This window comes from Stenotrophomonas sp. PD6 (assembly GCF_049199305.1).
GTDB lineage: Bacteria > Pseudomonadota > Gammaproteobacteria > Xanthomonadales > Xanthomonadaceae > Stenotrophomonas.
Genome location: NZ_JBLZQD010000013.1, coordinates 63818 through 80940, shown reverse-complemented (window position 1 = coordinate 80940; position 17123 = coordinate 63818). Strand labels below are relative to the sequence as shown.

Sequence of the window (17123 nt, the reverse complement as noted above, 5' to 3'; positions counted from 1 at the left end):
GCGCACAGCGCGGCCTGGTTCGACGCGGCAGGCGCAGGCGAACTGCTGCTGGCGTTCGACACGGTGGCGCTGCCGCGGGGGGGCCCCCCCCCCGGGGGGGGGGGGGGCCCCCCCCCCGCTCCTGTCCGCTGCCGATGGCGCGACGACAGGATCACTGTCACACGGGCCGGCCACCATGCCGGCCCAACCCCTTTCTTTCGTGAGGAATTCCCGTGGAAATCACTGCTTCCCTGGTCAAGGAACTGCGCGAGCGCACTGGCGCCGGCATGATGGAGTGCAAGAAGGCACTTACCGAAGCCAACGGCGACATCAACGCCGCTGCCGAAGCGCTGCGCAAGTCCGGCGCCGCCAAGGCCGACAAGAAGGCTGACCGCGTTGCCGCCGAAGGCCGTCTGGGCCTGGCCCAGGCCGACGGCAAGGCCGTGCTGGTCGAAGTCAACTCGGAAACCGACTTCGTCGCCAACGACGTGAACTTCAAGACCTTCGTCAACGACGTCGCTGCTGCCGCCCTGGCATCGGGTGCCGCCGACGTGGAAGCGCTGAAGAGCGCCCCGCTGGCCAACGGCCAGACCGTCGAAGAATCCCGCGCCACCGCGATCCAGACCCTGGGTGAGAACATCCAGATCCGTCGCATGATCAAGCTGGACACCACCGGCAACATCGGCGCTTACGTGCACACCAACGGCAAGGTTGGCGTCCTGGTCGACCTGCACGGCGGCGACGTCGAGCTGGCCCGTGGCCTGGCGATGCACGTTGCCGCGCTGAAGCCGCCGCACAACAAGGCAGGCGACGTGCCGGCCGACTTCGTGGCGAAGGAAAAGGAAATCGAACTGGCCAAGATGTCCGAAAAGGACAAGTCCAAGCCGGCCGATATCCTGGAAAAGATCATCAGCGGCAAGATCAACAAGATCGTCAGCGAAGTGACCCTGTACGGCCAGCCGTACGTGCTGGACAGCGACAAGACTGTCGAGCAGGTCGTCGCCGCCGCCAAGGCGGACGTGGCTGGCTTCCAGCTGCTGATCGTCGGCGAAGGCATCGAGAAGGTCGTCGAAGACTACGCCGCCGAAGTGATGAAGCAGGCCGGTCTGGCCTGATTTATCGCCTCCAAAGCGATGAAACGAAGAAAGCCCGGCTTACGCCGGGCTTTTTTTGGCTTTTCGTTTCTACGTGCTGGGGCTGGGGCCGGCAGACCCCACCGGGACACGCCGTAAACCCATCCATGGGGGCTCGTTCACGCCATCCATGGCGCTCTACGGTCCCGGTGGGGTCTACCGGCCCCAACCCCCGAATTGTCATGACGACGGAAACGCGATCAAGAGCGCCGTAGGTGCCGACCGTTGGTCGGCACGCTCTTGCCCTCCTCACACCGCCAGCCCTCTATCAATGGGTCGGCGGGGGTGGATTTGCGGGACCCTGAGCCGCATGGATGCGGCGACGGAGCTTACAGGGACGTACTTGCAGCGTGTCCCGCAAAGCCGCACCCGCCGGCCCAAATGCAGGAAGACGTGACAGTCACGCCGTTGCCGTTGCCGTTGCCGTTGACGTAAGACGTAAGACGTTGCCGTCAGCCCTTGGCCTGGAAAGTAACTTCCTCATAAGGCTGCACCACCACCCACCCTTCGCCGGCGAAACGCAGCTGCAGGGATTCACCGGAGCCGCGGCCGACCAGCGTGCTCAGCGAGATGTCCGTGACGATCTCCGGCGTCAGCGAGCCCGACCAGGCTACCGTCGCGTTCGGGTCGGTAAACACCGGGCCGCCCTGCGCCGTCACCGCCAGCGTCATCGGCTCGTAGTGTGACGTGATCGCCACGATTCCGTGGCCGCTCAAGCGCATATTGAACAGGCCGCCCGACAGCATGCCCGCCACCTTGCGCATCATCGTGATCTTCGACTCGATCCCGGTTTCGAACGCCAGCACATCGTTGCCGTTGACGAAGATCGACTCGCCCGCCAGCCGCAGCAGCGTCACCTGCTTGCCCGCGTCGGCAAGGTAGGCGCGCCCCTGCCCTTCGATCTTCATCAGCTGCAGGCCCTCACCGCTGACCATCTTCTTCAGCAGCGTGCCCAGGCCCTGCTCCAGAATCCCCTGGCGCGTGAACTTCACCGCCCCCTTGCGCGCGACCATCGAGCCGGCCTTGGCCCAGACCATGCCGTCCACCCGGACTTCCAGCATGTGCAGGCTTTCCAGCTCGAAGGCATCTGCACTGACATCCTTCTCGTGCGTGCTGGAAAGAAATTCCTGAAGCGACTTCACCGCCATGTGACTGCATCCTTGTTTATGAAGCGCGCATGGTACCCGCCCCACCCCGCGCCGCGCAGCATCTTGCGTCCGTATGCCACTCCCCCATCCGGTAGCGAATGTGGTACCAAAGACGCCATTGCCCCGTGCCACCCGATTCGCCCGTTGGATTTGCCCTGCAAGGCGCGTCGAAACCTGCGCCCAGGGGTTACTTCAATCCAGTAACGCAAGCCCCGGCACTCAAATCTGTGACGTACTCCATGTATTCTTGCCACATCACCACAGTAGTCCCGCCATGCCTCCCGAGCTGACAGCCGCCCTGGCGCTCTGCCGCAACCTGCCCTCGCCACCCGGTATTGCCCTGCGCATTATCGAACTGGCGCAGGACCCGGAAACCGACATCACCACCGCCGCCGACATCATCGCCATCGACATGGCGTTGAGCGCACGCATGCTGCGCATCGCCAATTCCCCGCTGTACGCCAGCAGGCGCCGGATCGAGAACCTCGGCCAGGCCCTGACCATGCTCGGCCTCAACGCCACCGTGAGCCTCGCACTGGGCTTCACCGTCACCCAGGAGCTGACCGCGCCAGGCCAGGGCCAGGACGTGCGCGAGCGGGCCTGGCGGCGCAGCATCCTCAGCGCCCTGGCCGCCAGCCTGCTGGGCCAGGCCCGGGGCCTGCGCAAGGCCGAAGAACTCATGCTGGCCGGCCTGCTGCAGGACCTGGGCGTGCTGGTGCTGGCCCAGAGCGAGCCGGACCGGTACCTGCCGCTGCTGCGCCAGGCGGCCGACAACGACGCCCTGGTGGCACTGGAACGCGAGCACCTGGAGTGCACCCACGCCGACGTCGGCGCCTGGGTGGCCGAACAATGGGACCTGCCACGCTACCTGGTCGACGCCATCGCCCACAGCGAATCGGCGACGGCCGCCGAAGACACCTTCCAGGCCTGCGTCGCATTGTCCGGCGCCGTGGCCGACATCTGGCTCAGCACCGACGCCGATGCGGCCCGCGAACATGCCCTGCAGCGCGTCAACGAGACCCTGCAGCTGGACAGCGCCCAGTTTGACCAGGTCCTGGCCCGCATCAGCGAAGCCCTGCCCGAAATCAGCGCCCTGTTCGAGACCAGCGTCATTTCGCCCGCACGCGTGCAGCAGCTGATCGATCACGCCCAGGAACTGGCGACGCTGCGCAACCTGCGCGAAATGCAGGACGCCGCCCTGGCCCGCCAGCGCGCCGACGAATTCGAGGCGCGCGCCAACCGCCTGGCCGAACAGGCCCACCGCGACGCCCTCACCGGCGTGCTCAACCGCCGCCAGCTCGAAGCGGTGCTGGAGCAGGAGTTCCTGCGTGCCACCCGGCATGGCTGGCCGCTGTCGGTGGCATTCATCGACCTGGACGACTTCAAGAAGATCAACGACGCCCACGGCCACCTCATGGGCGACCAGGTGCTGCGGGTATTCGCCACCAAACTGCAGGAACAGCTGCGCAACAGCGACACCGTGGCCCGCTTCGGCGGCGAGGAGTTCATCGCCCTGCTGCCCAACACCACCGAAACCGTGGCACTGGAAGTCGTGCGCCGGGTCCTGGCCAGCATCGTCAACACGCCCATGGCCGAGGTCGCTGGCGGCCCGCTGTTCGTGACCTTCTCGGCCGGCGTCGCCACCCAGGGCGGCTACGAGCGTTTCGCCGATGTTCAGGACCTGTTGAAGGCCGCCGACGATGTGCTTTACCGTTCCAAGAACCTCGGACGCAACCGCGTGATTGCGCGTTCGCCCGCCACCGCGCCGGCCTGAACGGAGTCAGCAACGCGCTACAGGAAGCCACGACGGGGCCGCGCCGCAGTGCAGCAGATTTTCCGCACCTGGTGACGCCGCTTCCAGTAGAATTCCCGCGTTTTCCACGCATCCAGAGGCCACCATGTCCAATCTCATCTATCGCCGCATCCTGCTGAAAGTTTCCGGGGAGGCGCTGATGGGAGACGAGGACTATGGCATCGACCCCAAGGTCATCAACCGCCTGGCCCGTGAAGTGATCGAGGCCCAGCAGGCCGGTGCCGAAGTGGCGCTGGTCATCGGCGGCGGCAACATCTTCCGCGGCGCCGGCCTGGCGGCCGGCGGCATGGACCGGGTCACCGGCGACCAGATGGGCATGCTGGCCACCGTGATCAATGCGCTGGCCATGCAGGACGCGCTGGAGAAGCTGGGCGCCAAGGCGCGCGTCATGAGCGCCATCAAGATCAATGACGTGTGCGAGGACTACATCCGCCGCCGCGCCATCCGCCACCTCGAAAAGGGCCGCCTGGTGATCTTCGCCGCCGGCGTCGGCAGCCCGTTCTTCACCACCGATTCGGGCGCCGCGCTGCGTGCCATCGAGATCGGCGCGGATCTGCTGTTGAAGGCCACCAAGGTCGACGGCGTGTACGACAAGGACCCGAACAAGTACAGCGACGCGGTCCGCTTCGACAGCCTCACCTACGACGAAGTGATCCGCCGCGGCCTGGAAGTGATGGACACCGCCGCCTTCGCCCTGGCCCGCGACAGCGACCTGCCGCTGCGCGTGTTCGACATGGGCCAGCCGGGTGAACTGCTGAAGATCCTGCACGGCGACAACATCGGCACCCTGGTCCGGGGCCGCGACAACGCCTAATCGGGGATATAATCGCCCGATTCCCAGTGATACCCAGGATTCGGGCGATGCTCAACGATATCAAGCAGGACGCGCAGACGCGCATGGCAAAGAGCATCGATGCTCTGAAGCACACCCTTACCTCCATTCGTACGGGCCGTGCGTCGCCTGCGCTGCTGGACCGCATCACCGTCAAGGCCTACGGCACCGACACCCCGCTGAACCAGGTCGCCTCGATCAGCGTGTCCGAAGGCCATTCGCTGGTGATCACCCTGTTCGACAAGGGCATGATCAAGGACGTCGAGAAGGCCATCTATGCCTCCGACCTGGGCCTGACCCCGAACGTCGCCGGCACCGTGATCCGCCTGAACCTGCCGCCGCCGACCGAAGAGCGCCGCAAGGAGCTGGGCAAGCAGGTGCAGAAGGAAGGCGAAGGCGCCAAGATCGCCATCCGCAACATCCGCCAGGATGCCAACAAGGCCATTGCCGCGCTGATCAAGGACAAGGCCATCAGCGAAGACGACAAGAAGCGTGGCGAGGACGACATCCAGAAGCTGACCGACAAGTCCATCAAGGACGTCGACAGTGTCGTGGCCGAGAAAGAAAAGGAACTGATGTCGGTCTGAGCCCCATGACCCAGGCCCCGACCAGCAGCTCCACCGCCGCCGTGCCGCGCCACGTTGCCATCATCATGGATGGCAACGGCCGCTGGGCACAGAAGCGCCGTCGCCCACGCGTCATCGGCCATCGTGCCGGCGCGCGGGCGGTGAACCGCACCATCGACTTCTGCCTGGAGCGCGGCGTGTCCGCGCTCACGCTGTTCGCGTTTTCCAGTGAAAACTGGGGGCGCCCGAGCGACGAAGTCGACGCGCTGATGAAGCTCTTCCTCAATGCCCTCGACCGCGAAGTGGACGAGCTGCACCGGCGTGGCGTGCGCGTGCGCTTCATTGGCGAACGCGAACGCTTCGGCGCCGGGTTGGTCAGCCGCATGCAGCTGGCCGAACAGCGCACCGCCGACAACCAGGTGATGACGCTGAGCATTGCCGCCAGTTATGGCGGGCGCCAGGACATCGCCCGCGCCGCGCGCGAACTGGCCGCCGACGTCGCAGCCGGCCGCCTGCTTCCCGAACAGATCGACGAAGCAATGCTGGGCAGCCGCGTCGCCCTGGCCGACCTGCCGCCGCCGGACCTGTTCATCCGCACCGGCGGCGACACCCGCATCAGCAATTTCCTGCTGTGGCAGCTGGCCTATACCGAACTGTGGTTCACCGATGTGCTGTGGCCCGAATTCGACGCCGCCATCCTGCAGCAGGCGCTCGACGCCTACGCCGCGCGTGAACGCCGCTTCGGCCTGACCAGCGCCCAGATCGCCGCCCTGGCCACCGAGACGTCCAACCCATGACCAAAACCCGAGTCATCGCCGCGCTGATCATGGCGCCGGTCGCCATCGCGGCCATCCTGCTGCTGCCGACCCAATGGCTGGCCGCCGCGGCCGCCGCCGTGTTCCTGATCGGCCTGTGGGAATGGCTGAAGCTGGCCGACGTGGACGATACGCTCGCCCGCACCGTGCTGCTGGTGTTGAACCTGATCCTGATGGTGCTGATCGTGTGGGCCGACGCCGGCACGCTGGTGCTGTACCAGATCGCCGCGCTGGTGGGCATCGGCTGGTGGCTGCTGGCGCTGCTGTGGCTGCGCTTCTTCACCTTCGGCGCGGAGCCGGGCAGCCCGGCGCGCGCGCTCAAGCTGCTGGCCGGCACCCTGGCCATCGTGCCGGCATGGGCCTCGCTGGTGCTCATCCACGCCAGCGGCGACAAAGGCCACCTGTGGCTGCTCACCGCACTGGCCATCGTGTGGGCGGCCGACTCCGGCGCCTACTTCGCCGGGCGCACCCTGGGCCGCACCAAGCTGGCCCCGCGCATCAGCCCCAACAAGACCTGGGAAGGGCTGGGCGGCGGCATGCTGGCCGGCCTGCTGGTGGCGCTGGTGTTCGGCTGGGTCGCGGGTATCGATCCGGACCACGTGGTGGGCCTGATCATCACCTCGGTGGTGAGCGTGTTCGCCTCCGTGCTGGGCGACCTGTACGAAAGCCTGATCAAGCGCCATGCCGGCGCCAAGGACTCCGGGCACATCATCCCGGGCCATGGCGGCGTGCTGGACCGCATCGACGGCGTGCTGGCCGCGCTGCCGGTGTTCGCGCTGGGCAAGGAAATCTTCGGGTTCTGAGCATGGACATCGCCTCTGCCCCCCGTCAGGTCGCCGTCTTCGGCGCCACCGGCTCAATCGGCGCATCCGCGCTGGACGTGATCGCGCGCCACCCCGACCGCTACCGCGCCACCGTGCTGGCCGCCGGCACCCAGGTGCAGGCGCTGGTCGCGCTGTGCGTCGCGCATCGCCCGCTGCACGCCGTGATCGCCGACGAGGGCCGCTTTGCCGAACTGCGCGACGGACTGCGCGCGGCCGGCCTGGACACCCAGCCGCATGCCGGCGCGGTCGCGCTGGACCAGCTGGCGGCCAGCGATGTCTGCGACACCCTGGTCGCGGCCGTCGTTGGCGCGGCCGGTCTGTCCTCCACCCTGGCCGCCGCCAGCGCCGGCAAGCGCATCCTGCTGGCCAACAAGGAATCGCTGGTCCTGGCCGGCGAACTGCTGATGCAGCGCGCCACCGCCGCCGGGGCCGAAATCATCCCGATCGACAGCGAGCACAGCGCGATCTTCCAGTGCCTGCGCTCGCGCGACGCCAGCCTCGACCAGGCCGGTGTGCGCCGCATCCTGCTCACCGCCTCCGGCGGCCCGTTCCGCGGCCGCACCCGCGCCGAGCTGGCCGAGGTCACCCCCGCCCAGGCCGTTGCCCACCCGAAATGGTCGATGGGCCCGAAGATCTCGGTCGATTCGGCGACGTTGATGAACAAAGGGCTGGAGGTCATCGAGGCCCACCACCTGTTCAACGTGCCCGGCGAGCGCATCGAGGTGCTGGTCCACCCGCAGAGCCTGGTGCATTCGCTGGTGGAATTCGTCGACGGCTCGACCCTGGCCCAGCTTGGCCTGCCGGACATGCGCACCACCCTCGCGGTGGGCCTGGGCTGGCCGCAGCGGATCGAATCCGGGGTGGGCGGGCTGGACCTGCTCGCCCAGGGCCGGCTGGATTTCGAGGCCCCCGACAGCGACGCCTTCCCGTGCCTGGCGCTGGCCTGGCAGGCCATGGCAGCCGGTGGCACCGCCCCGGCCATCCTCAATGCCGCCAATGAAATCGCTGTTTCAGCCTTTCTTCAGGGGCGGATCGCTTTCCTAGCCATTCCAGCGCTGGTCGATAACGCTCTCTCAACACTGTCCATCGCGTCCGCCGATACACTGGAGGGCCTGCTGGCTGCCGACCAGCACGCCCGCCAGCTCACTCAAGCCGCCATCGACCACGCCTGAATGCCCCTTTCGTTCCCTTCCCGCGATGTCCACCATGGGTGAGTTCCTCGGCTCTGTCTGGTGGATGATCGTCAGCCTTGGCCTGCTGGTGACCTTCCATGAGTTCGGTCACTATTGGGTAGCGCGCCGTTGCGGGGTGAAGGTGCTGCGCTTCTCGGTCGGCTTCGGCCGTCCGCTGTGGATGCGCCGCAACCGCGCCGGCACGGAGTTCGCGATCGCCGCCATCCCGCTGGGTGGTTACGTGAAGATGCTGGACGAACGCGAGGTCGAGGTGCATCCGGCCGAACGCGGCCTGGCCTTCAATCACAAGACCGTCTGGCAGCGCATCGCGATCGTGGCCGCCGGCCCGCTCGCCAACCTGATTCTCTGCGTGGCCCTGCTGTGGGCCATGTTCGTGATCGGCAAGCAGGACTATTCGGCCACCATCGGCCGCACCACCGGCATGGCCCAGGCCGCCGGGCTGCAGGCCGGCGACCGCGTACTGAGCGTGGATTCGCGCAGCGTGGTCACCGCCGGCCAGGCCGCGATGGCCCTCACCACGGCCGCCATGGATCGCCAGGATGCCAAGGTCGAGGTGCTGGATGCGCAGGACCAGACGCGCACCCGCACCCTGCCGCTGTCGCAGCTGCCGGCCGGTTTCGATGAACGCTGGGTGCCTTCGCTGGTGGGCCTCACCTGGCAGTTCCACCTGCAGCCGGCCCTGGTTGAACAGGTGCTGCCGGACTCGGCCGCCCAGGGCGTGCTGCTGCCGGGCGACCTGGTGCTGGCGGTCGATGGCCAGCGCATCGATTCGGCCGACCAGGTCTCCCCTGCCGTGCTCGCGCTCGGCAAGCGCGGCGGCCCGGGCATGATCGAGGTCCTGCGCGGCGGAGACCGGCTGGCGCTGGAACTCACCCCGCGCCAGGGCAAGGACGGCCGCGGCCAGCCCACCTGGCAGATCGGCGTCGGTTTCCCGCAGTCCAGCGCCCCGGCCTACGACACCACCCTGAAGTACGGTCCCTTGGCGGCCATCCCGGCGGCCCTGCGCGAAACCGGCCGCGCCGCCAGCGATTCGCTGGGCATGATGCGCCGCATCGTGACCGGCAACGCCTCGCTGCAGAACGTTTCCGGCCCCGTCACCATTGCCCGCGTGGCCAACCAGAGCGCCCAGCGCGGGCTGGACTGGTTCCTGTGGTTCCTGGCCGTGCTGTCGCTGAGCCTGTGCATCATCAACCTGTTGCCCATCCCCATCTTGGACGGCGGGCACCTGCTGTATTACCTTATTGAGTTGGTCAAGGGCAGCCCGCTTAGCGAGCGCGCCATGGCAGCCGGCCAGTACATCGGCTTGGCAATGCTGGCCGGACTCATGGGATTGGCGTTCTACAACGACATCCTTGGTGTGGTCCAGCGATGAACTTTTTCCCTTTTGTCGTCGTCTTATGCGCCGGCATCCCGCAACATTGCATTCGACTCCAACCGGACGTGACATGACGCGACTCCCCAATCGCCGCCTGCTTGCCCTCGCACTCGCCGCCGGTTTCGGCGCGCCCGCCCTGGCCCAGGCAGCCGAGCCCTTCACCGTCAGCGACATCCGTGTCGATGGTCTGCAGCGCATCACCTCCGGTACCGTCTTCACCTACCTGCCGGTGGAACGTGGCGAAACCCTGACCGACAACAAGGTCGGCGAGTCCATCCGCGCCCTGTACAAGACCGGCTTCTTCGAGGACGTCCAGCTGGAGCGCCAGGGCGACATCCTGGTGGTCACGGTCAAGGAGCGCCCGGCGATCAACAAGCTGACGGTGACCGGCAACAAGGACATCAAGAGCGACCAGCTGCTCAAGGGCCTGGGCGACATCGGCCTGACCGAGGGTGGCACCTTCGACCGCCTGAGCCTGGACCGCGTGACCCAGGAGCTTCGCCGCCAGTACAACGACCGTGGCAAATACAACGTCGAGATCACCCCGACGGTGAGCCCGCTGGACCGCAATCGCGTGGACATCACCATCGCGATCAAGGAAGGCAAGGCCGCCAAGATCCAGCACGTGAACCTGGTGGGTACCGAGAAGTACGCGTCCAAGGACATCCTGGAAACCTGGGAATCCAAGGAGCACAACTGGGCCTCGTGGTACCGCCGCGATGACCAGTATTCCAAGGAAAAGCTGTCCGGCGACCTGGAAAAGCTCAACTCCTGGTACCTGGACCGCGGCTACGTGGACTTCAGCATCGACTCCACCCAGGTCTCGATCAGTCCCGACAAGCGCGACATGTTCATCACCGCCGGCGTGACCGAGGGTGAGCAGTACAAGATTTCCGAGATCAAGGTCACCGGCGAAACCATTCTTCCGCAGGAAGATGTGGAGCGCATGGTGTTCCAGAAGCAGGGCGACATCTTCTCGCGCGCCCTGCTGGAATTCAGTTCGGACAGCATCACCAACTCGCTGTCCAACATCGGCTACGCGTTCGCCAAGGTGAATCCGATTCCGACCAGCAACCGCGCCGACCGTACCGTGGCGATCAACATGCAGGTCGTGCCGGGTCCGCGCGTGGGCGTGCGCCGCATCATCTTCAAGGGCAACACCCGCACCTCCGACGAAGTGCTGCGTCGTGAAATGCGCCAGTTCGAGAACACCTGGTACTCGCAGGCCGCGATCGACCGTTCCAAGATCCGCCTGCAGCGCCTGGGTTACTTCGAATCGGTCGACGTCGAGACCCCGCCGGTCACCGGCAGCAACGACCAGGTCGATGTCGTCTACAACGTCAAGGAAACCACCTCGGGCAGCTTCGTGTTCGGCCTGGGCTATTCCCAGTCCTACGGCATGACCACCTCGGTGCAGCTGTCGCAGAACAACTTCCTGGGCGGCGGCAACCGCGTGTCGGTCGAGGCCTCGCGCAGCAGCTACCTGCAGCGTTACGGCTTCTCCTACACCAACCCGTACTTCACCGACGACGGCGTCTCGCTGGGTTACAACCTGTCGTGGCGCGAGCTGGACTACTCCGACTTCAACACCGCGCAGTACAACAGCACCAACGGTGCGGCGCAGGTGGTGTTCGGCGTGCCGATCACCGAGAACGACACCGTCTCGCTGATGGTGGGCATCGACAGCAACCAGATCACCACCTACCAGGGCGCGACCCCGCAGTCGATCATCGATTACATCGATGCCATCGGCAGCAGGACCTTCCATTCCTGGCGCACCGAGCTGGGCTGGGCGCGCGACACCCGCAACGACTACTTCATGCCCACCCGCGGCATGTACCAGCGCGTGGGTCTGGAAACCACCCTGCCGGGCTCCACCGTCGAGTACTACAAGCTCAATTACCAGGTGTCCAAGTACTGGCCGATCATCCCGTCGCTGGTCATCAACACCCGCGCCGAACTCGGCTACGGCGACTCCTACGGCAACGACGTCTCGCGCGTGATCACCAATCCGGACGGCACCACCCGCGTCGTCACCGCCTCGGGCCTGCCGTTCTTCGAGAACTTCTACGCCGGTGGCACCAACTCCGTGCGTGGCTTCGAGGACAACACCCTCGGTCCGCGTTCGGAACCCACCGCCTCGTACAACCGCGGCCAGCCGCTGGGTGGTTCGCTGAAGACCGTCGGTTCGGTCGAAGCCTACTTCCCGCGCCTGTTCGACAGCCCGTCGGCGCGCGTCTCGGCGTTCTTCGACGTCGGCAACGTGTACAACGGCACCGACAACTTCAAGGCCAACGAACTGCGCGCCTCGGCCGGTGTCGCCCTGCTGTGGCGCGCCCCGGTCGGCCCGATCTCGATCAGCTACGCCTTCCCGCTCAAGAAGCAGGACGGCGACGAAATCGAGCGCTTGCAGTTCACCTTCGGCGGGCAGTTCTAAGCCCACTGACTGCACACGGAAACGCCGGGCTTAGCCCGGCGTTTTTGTTTGTGGCGTGGCGCAAACGTAACAGCCAACAGCCAACAGCAGCGTTTCAGCTGTTACGTGCCGGGGCGGCCGACGGGCAGCCCCGCTCCGGGACACGCCGCAAGTACGTCCTTGTAGGCTGCTCCAAAACATCCATGTTTTGGAGCGTCCCTCCGGGGGCTACCCGCCGGCCGCCCCCGATAGATGGTCGCGTGCGGATGGGAAGAGCAGACACGCATGGCGTGTCTCTACGCCGCAACCGCCCGATGTGCATGGAGATGATCGAAACCGCTCTTGATCGCCCTTGGCCACCGACCATCTGTCGAAAGGCGGGTCGGGGCGGGTTTGCGGGGGCATGAGCCGCATGGGTCGGGCGTATACGCCCGACGGGTTGGGCAGGAGCCTAACCCCGGTCTTGCCGTGTGCGCAGGACAGCGCACACGTGCAAGCGGCGACTGAGCCTCCAGGGACGGATTCACGGCGTCCCCCGCTAACCCGCACCGTCCCGCCAAAACCAGGGAACCGTTGGCCAAGGGCTGTTCGCCTGAAACCATCAGCCGCCGGGCAGAGCCCGGCGCTACGGAATCTGTACCCCGCAGCCCCCTCACCGACGCCCCGAACATGACCGAAGTCACGGCACACGGTAAACTCGCCGCGTGAACACTCCTACCTATACCGCCCAGCAACTCGCCGAGCAGTTTGGCCTGCAGGTCCATGGTGATGGCAGCGCCGCCATCCGTGGCGTGGCCACGCTTGCCCATGCCGGCTCCGGCCAGCTGACCTTCCTGGCCAACCCGCGCTACCGCGCCCAGCTGGCCGACAGCCAGGCCGGCATCGTCGTGCTGCGCGCCGAGGATGCCGACGCGGCGCCCGGTACCGCGCTGATCGCCAAGGATCCGTATACCACCTTCGCCAAGATCGCCGCGCTGTTCGACATCGCGCCGACCCGCCCGCCGGGCATTCATCCCAGCGCCGTCATCGATCCGGCCGCCCAGGTCGCCGCCAGCGCCCATATCGGCCCGTTCGTCACCATCGGCGCGGGCAGCGTCGTCGGCGAGAACTGCATCGTCGGCGCCGGCAGCATCATCGGCGAAGACTGCAGCCTGGATACCGGCTGCGAACTCATCGCCCGCGTCACCCTGGTCACCCGCGTCAGGATCGGCAAGCGCGTGCGCATCCATCCCGGCGCCGTGCTCGGCGCCGATGGCTTCGGCCTGGCCATGGATGCCGGTCACTGGATCAAAGTGCCGCAGCTCGGCGGTGTGCGCATCGGCGACGACTGCGAGATCGGCGCCAATACCTGCGTCGACCGTGGCGCCCTCGAAGATACCGTGCTCGACAACGACGTGCGCCTGGACAACCTGGTCCAGATCGCCCACAACGTCCAGATCGGCGCCCACTCGGCCATCGCCGGCTGCACCGGCATCGCCGGCAGCGCCAAGATCGGCCGTTACTGCCTGCTCGGCGGCGCCGTTGGCGTCGTCGGCCACCTCGAGATCTGCGACAAGGTGGTCATCACCGGCAAATCCGTGGTGCGCAACTCCATTACCGAACCGGGCGAATACTCGTCCGGGACCCCGTTGACCGACAACCGCACGTGGCGCAAGAACGCCGCGCGCTTCAAGCAGCTTGATGCCCTGGCCCGTCGCATCCTGTCTGTAAGCAAGGAGAAGGAATGAGCCACGAACAGAAGCTGCCGGACATCACCCAGATCCAGGCGTTGATCCCGCACCGCTACCCGTTCCTGCTGGTCGACAAGGTCATCTCGATCGATTACGAGAAGCGCACCATCGTCGCCACCAAGAACGTCAGCATCAACGAACCGTTCTTCCAGGGCCACTTCCCCACCCAGCCGATCATGCCGGGTGTACTGATCATCGAAGCCATGGCCCAGGCCGGTGGCGTGCTGACCCAGCTCACCCTGGGCCGCGATGCGCAGTCAAAGCTGTTCTACATGGTGAAGGTCGACAAGGCCCGTTTCACCAAGCAGGTCGTGCCCGGTGACGTGCTGGAGATGCACGTGGAGATCAAGCGCGTGATCCGCAACATGGCGGTGTACGACTGTGTGGCCAAGGTCGACGGCGAGATCGTGGCCTGCGCCGAAGTGCTCTGCGCCGGCACCCGCGAATGAACGCGCCGCTCATCCACCCCACCGCGGTCATCGATCCGTCGGCGAAACTGGCGGCGGATGTACGTGTCGGCGCGTTCTGCCTGATCGGTGCCGAGGTCGAGATCGGCGAAGGCACCGAAGTCGGCCCGCACTGCTCGATCCACGGCCCGACCCGGATCGGCCGCAACAACCGCTTCATCGGCCATGTCGCCGTGGGCGGCGAACCGCAGGACAAGAAGTACGCCGGCGAGCGCACCGAACTGGTGATCGGCGACGACAACGTGTTCCGCGAATTCGTCACCCTCAACCGCGGTACCGGCGGCGGCGGTGGTGTCACCACCATCGGCAACGGCAACTGGATGCTGGCCTACACGCACATCGCGCACGACTGCCACGTCGGCAACCACTGCGTGTTCTCCAACAACACCACCCTGGCCGGCCACGTGACCGTGGGCGACTACGTGATCATCAGCGGCTTCGCCGGTGCGCATCAGTTCTGCCGGATCGGTGCGCATGCCTTCCTGGGCATGGGCGCGCTGACCAACGGCGATGTTCCGCCGTTCACCATGGTCGGCAGCGACTCGCTGGGCCGCCCGCGCGGCATCAACAGCGAAGGGCTCAAGCGCCGCGGCTTCGACGCCGAGCGCATCGCCAGCATCAAGCGCGCCTACCGCACCCTCTACGTGGCCGGCCTGCCGCTGGCCGAGGCAAAGGTGCAGCTGGCCGAACAGGCCACCCACAGCGCCGACGTCAAAGACATGCTGGACTTCATCGAGCACGCCGAGAGGCCACTGCTGCGATGACCGGCCCGGTCGAACAGCGCCCCTCTGGCACTACCGCCGAGATCATCCCGCTCACGGCGGCGCTCGGGGCGCGGGACACCGCGACGGCGGCCTTCCCGACCGTTGCCACGGGCGCGACGCGCCCCCTGCGGATCGCGCTGGTCGCCGGCGAAGCCTCCGGCGACCTGCTCGGTGCCGGGCTGGTGCGGGAGCTGCAGCAGCGCTTCCCGAACGCCGAATTCGCCGGCATCGGCGGCGATGCCATGCGCAACGCCGGCTGCCAGACCTGGTTCGATTCGAGCGAGCTGGCGGTGATGGGACTCACCGAGATCCTGCGCCACCTGCCGCGCCTGCTCAAGCTGCGCGGCGAGTTCCGCACGCGTGCGCTGGAATGGCAGCCGGATGTGTTCATCGGCATCGACGCGCCGGACTTCAACCTCGGCGTGGAGCGCTGGCTGAAGGAACGTGGCATCACCACGGTGCACTACGTCAGCCCCTCGGTCTGGGCGTGGCGCGAGAAGCGCGCGGAGAAGATCGGCGCCAGCGCCGACCTGGTGCTGTGCCTGTTCCCGATGGAGCCGCCGATCTACGCACGCCACGGCATCGACGCACGCTTCGTCGGCCATCCGATGGCGGACGACATTCCGCTGCACAACGATCGTGAGGCCGCACGCGCGGCGCTGGGGCTGCCCGCGAATGCGAAGGTGCTGGCGGTACTCCCGGGCAGCCGCCTGGGCGAGATCGGCAAGCTGGGCGAGGCCTTCTTCGAGGCGGCCTGGCAGGTCTCCGAGCGCATTCCCGGCCTGCACGTGGTGGTACCGGCGGCCAACCCGGCCTGCCGTCGCCTGATCCAGGAGCAGCTGTCGCGCTCGGCATTGCCGGTCGCCCACTCGCACCTGCTGGACGGCGAGGCGCGCACGGCGATGATCGCGGCCGATGTGGTGGTGCTGGCCTCCGGCACGGCGACGCTGGAAACGATGCTGGTGAAGCGGCCCATGGTGGTCGGCTACCGGGTCGCCGAGCTGACCTACCGCATCGTGAAGGCGCTGGGCCTGATCAAGGTCGACCGTTTCGCGCTGCCGAACATCCTGGCCGGCAAGGACCTGGCGCCGGAGCTGATCCAGCACGACTGCGTGCCGGACAAGCTGGCGGCGGCGATCCTGCAGTGGTTCGACCACCCGCAGCGCGGCCTGGACCTGCAGGACACGTACGAGCGCCTGCACCTGCAGTTGCGCCAGGACGCGTCGGCACGTGCGGCCGATGCGGTGGCCGAACTGCTGGCGCGCAAGCACGCTGGCGCGACGGGATGAGCCGCCGCCACGCCGCCGCCGCATCGCTGGCGCTGTTCGACGGCGCGGCGCTGGCCACGGTCGCGCCGCGCTATGTAGCCGGCGTGGACGAAGCCGGGCGCGGCCCGCTCGCCGGCCCGGTGGCGGTGGCGGCGGTGGTGTTCTGCCCGGACCGTCCCCGCCTGAACGGCCTGGACGATTCGAAGCAGCTGACGGCGCTCCGCCGCGACGCGCTGTTCGACAAGATCCAGCAACGGGCGCTCGCTTTCCACGTGGTGATGGTGGACGTGGCGGATATCGATACGCTCAATATCTACCAGGCCACGATGCTAGGCATGCGCCGCGCGGTGGAAGGCGTGGCGCACGTGGCGCAGTTCGCGCGCATCGACGGCAACGTGGTCCCCAAGGGCCTGCCCTGCCCCGCGCAGGCCCTGGTCGGCGGCGACGCCCTCGACCGTGCCATCATGGCCGCCTCGATCCTGGCCAAGGTCAGCCGCGACCGCTACATGCTCCAGCTGCACGAGCAGCACCCCGAATACGGCTTCGACCAGCACAAGGGCTACGGCACCCCGGCCCACCTGGCCGCCCTGCGCACCCACGGCCCCTGCCCCCAGCACCGCCGCAGCTTCGCGCCCGTGCGCGATTGCCTGGACAGTGCGTTGGTTGCTACCGTCTGACCCAACAGCAACAGCAAAAGCAAAAGCAACACCAAAAGCGGCCCGTCGGGGTTCGTCTGGCTTGGGCGGCGCCGGTGGGTCTGCGGGGGACGCCGTGAATCCATCCCTGGAGGCTCAGTCGCC

The 17123-nt window shown here is 66.9% G+C and carries 15 protein-coding genes; 14 read left to right on the top strand and 1 reads right to left on the bottom strand.

The window, feature by feature from the left end; translation table 11 throughout:
• Positions 1-212 precede the first annotated feature (212 nt).
• Complete coding sequence (gene tsf / locus ACOZHM_RS16235; protein WP_421570346.1) at positions 213-1094, top strand: translation elongation factor Ts; 882 nt, start codon at positions 213-215, stop codon at positions 1092-1094.
• A 470-nt stretch (positions 1095-1564) separates the two neighbouring features.
• On the opposite strand, the gene ACOZHM_RS16230 is transcribed toward tsf, so the two are convergent.
• Positions 1565-2260: an AIM24 family protein gene (locus ACOZHM_RS16230; protein ID WP_421570345.1), complete on the bottom strand. Its 696-nt coding sequence runs from the start codon at positions 2258-2260 to the stop codon at positions 1565-1567.
• Positions 2261-2534: 274 nt separating this feature from the next.
• Between ACOZHM_RS16230 and ACOZHM_RS16225 the strand changes: the two genes are divergently transcribed.
• The 13 genes from ACOZHM_RS16225 to ACOZHM_RS16165 all read left to right on the top strand — a co-directional run bounded on the left by ACOZHM_RS16225 (position 2535) and on the right by ACOZHM_RS16165 (position 17000).
• Positions 2535-4034, top strand: coding sequence for an HDOD domain-containing protein (locus ACOZHM_RS16225; RefSeq protein ID WP_421570344.1), 1500 nt, complete (start codon positions 2535-2537; stop codon positions 4032-4034).
• 124 nt (positions 4035-4158) lie between these two features.
• Complete coding sequence (pyrH, locus tag ACOZHM_RS16220; RefSeq protein ID WP_421570343.1) at positions 4159-4887, top strand: UMP kinase; 729 nt, start codon at positions 4159-4161, stop codon at positions 4885-4887.
• A 47-nt stretch (positions 4888-4934) separates the two neighbouring features.
• Positions 4935-5492 (top strand): ribosome recycling factor, encoded by a 558-nt coding sequence (gene frr / locus ACOZHM_RS16215; protein WP_421570342.1) that lies wholly within the window; start codon positions 4935-4937, stop codon positions 5490-5492.
• Between the two features lie 5 nt (positions 5493-5497).
• Positions 5498-6268: a polyprenyl diphosphate synthase gene (uppS, locus tag ACOZHM_RS16210; protein ID WP_421570341.1), complete on the top strand. Its 771-nt coding sequence runs from the start codon at positions 5498-5500 to the stop codon at positions 6266-6268.
• On the top strand, positions 6265-7089 hold the full coding sequence (locus tag ACOZHM_RS16205; protein ID WP_421570340.1) for a phosphatidate cytidylyltransferase: 825 nt from the start codon (positions 6265-6267) through the stop codon (positions 7087-7089). The genes uppS and ACOZHM_RS16205 overlap by 4 nt, the downstream gene beginning before the upstream one ends.
• A 2-nt stretch (positions 7090-7091) precedes the next feature.
• Positions 7092-8282, top strand: a complete 1191-nt coding sequence (gene dxr / locus ACOZHM_RS16200; protein WP_421570339.1) for a 1-deoxy-D-xylulose-5-phosphate reductoisomerase — start codon at positions 7092-7094, stop codon at positions 8280-8282.
• Positions 8283-8316: 34 nt separating this feature from the next.
• Positions 8317-9675 (top strand): RIP metalloprotease RseP, encoded by a 1359-nt coding sequence (gene rseP / locus ACOZHM_RS16195; protein ID WP_421570338.1) that lies wholly within the window; start codon positions 8317-8319, stop codon positions 9673-9675.
• Positions 9676-9748: 73 nt separating this feature from the next.
• Positions 9749-12115, top strand: coding sequence for an outer membrane protein assembly factor BamA (gene bamA / locus ACOZHM_RS16190; RefSeq protein WP_421570337.1), 2367 nt, complete (start codon positions 9749-9751; stop codon positions 12113-12115).
• A 683-nt stretch (positions 12116-12798) separates the two neighbouring features.
• On the top strand, positions 12799-13821 hold the full coding sequence (gene lpxD / locus ACOZHM_RS16185; RefSeq protein WP_421570336.1) for a UDP-3-O-(3-hydroxymyristoyl)glucosamine N-acyltransferase: 1023 nt from the start codon (positions 12799-12801) through the stop codon (positions 13819-13821).
• Positions 13818-14273: a 3-hydroxyacyl-ACP dehydratase FabZ gene (fabZ, locus tag ACOZHM_RS16180; protein WP_421570335.1), complete on the top strand. Its 456-nt coding sequence runs from the start codon at positions 13818-13820 to the stop codon at positions 14271-14273. The genes lpxD and fabZ overlap by 4 nt, the downstream gene beginning before the upstream one ends.
• The gene (gene lpxA / locus ACOZHM_RS16175; protein WP_421570334.1) at positions 14270-15055 is read left to right on the top strand and encodes an acyl-ACP--UDP-N-acetylglucosamine O-acyltransferase; all 786 of its coding nucleotides are present in this window, start codon (positions 14270-14272) and stop codon (positions 15053-15055) included. The genes fabZ and lpxA overlap by 4 nt, the downstream gene beginning before the upstream one ends.
• Entirely contained in the window at positions 15052-16344 is a 1293-nt protein-coding gene (lpxB, locus tag ACOZHM_RS16170; RefSeq protein ID WP_421570333.1) for a lipid-A-disaccharide synthase, read from the top strand. The genes lpxA and lpxB overlap by 4 nt, the downstream gene beginning before the upstream one ends.
• Positions 16341-17000, top strand: coding sequence for a ribonuclease HII (locus ACOZHM_RS16165; protein WP_421570332.1), 660 nt, complete (start codon positions 16341-16343; stop codon positions 16998-17000). The genes lpxB and ACOZHM_RS16165 overlap by 4 nt, the downstream gene beginning before the upstream one ends.
• The last annotated feature ends 123 nt before the right edge of the window (positions 17001-17123 follow it).

Bases quoted from the DNA above. Each gene is read 5' to 3' on its own strand.
- ACOZHM_RS16205 (WP_421570340.1), top strand. From the start codon at position 6,265: ATGACCAAAACCCGAGTCATCGCCGCGCTGATCATGGCGCCGGTCGCC.
- rseP (WP_421570338.1), top strand. From the start codon at position 8,317: ATGGGTGAGTTCCTCGGCTCTGTCTGGTGGATGATCGTCAGCCTTGGC.
- ACOZHM_RS16230 (WP_421570345.1), bottom strand. From the start codon at position 2,260: ATGGCGGTGAAGTCGCTTCAGGAATTTCTTTCCAGCACGCACGAGAAG.
- ACOZHM_RS16225 (WP_421570344.1), top strand. From the start codon at position 2,535: ATGCCTCCCGAGCTGACAGCCGCCCTGGCGCTCTGCCGCAACCTGCCC.
- uppS (WP_421570341.1), top strand. From the start codon at position 5,498: ATGACCCAGGCCCCGACCAGCAGCTCCACCGCCGCCGTGCCGCGCCAC.
- lpxA (WP_421570334.1), top strand. From the start codon at position 14,270: ATGAACGCGCCGCTCATCCACCCCACCGCGGTCATCGATCCGTCGGCG.
- frr (WP_421570342.1), top strand. From the start codon at position 4,935: ATGCTCAACGATATCAAGCAGGACGCGCAGACGCGCATGGCAAAGAGC.
- fabZ (WP_421570335.1), top strand. From the start codon at position 13,818: ATGAGCCACGAACAGAAGCTGCCGGACATCACCCAGATCCAGGCGTTG.
- lpxB (WP_421570333.1), top strand. From the start codon at position 15,052: ATGACCGGCCCGGTCGAACAGCGCCCCTCTGGCACTACCGCCGAGATC.
- ACOZHM_RS16165 (WP_421570332.1), top strand. From the start codon at position 16,341: ATGAGCCGCCGCCACGCCGCCGCCGCATCGCTGGCGCTGTTCGACGGC.
- pyrH (WP_421570343.1), top strand. From the start codon at position 4,159: ATGTCCAATCTCATCTATCGCCGCATCCTGCTGAAAGTTTCCGGGGAG.
- bamA (WP_421570337.1), top strand. From the start codon at position 9,749: ATGACGCGACTCCCCAATCGCCGCCTGCTTGCCCTCGCACTCGCCGCC.
- dxr (WP_421570339.1), top strand. From the start codon at position 7,092: ATGGACATCGCCTCTGCCCCCCGTCAGGTCGCCGTCTTCGGCGCCACC.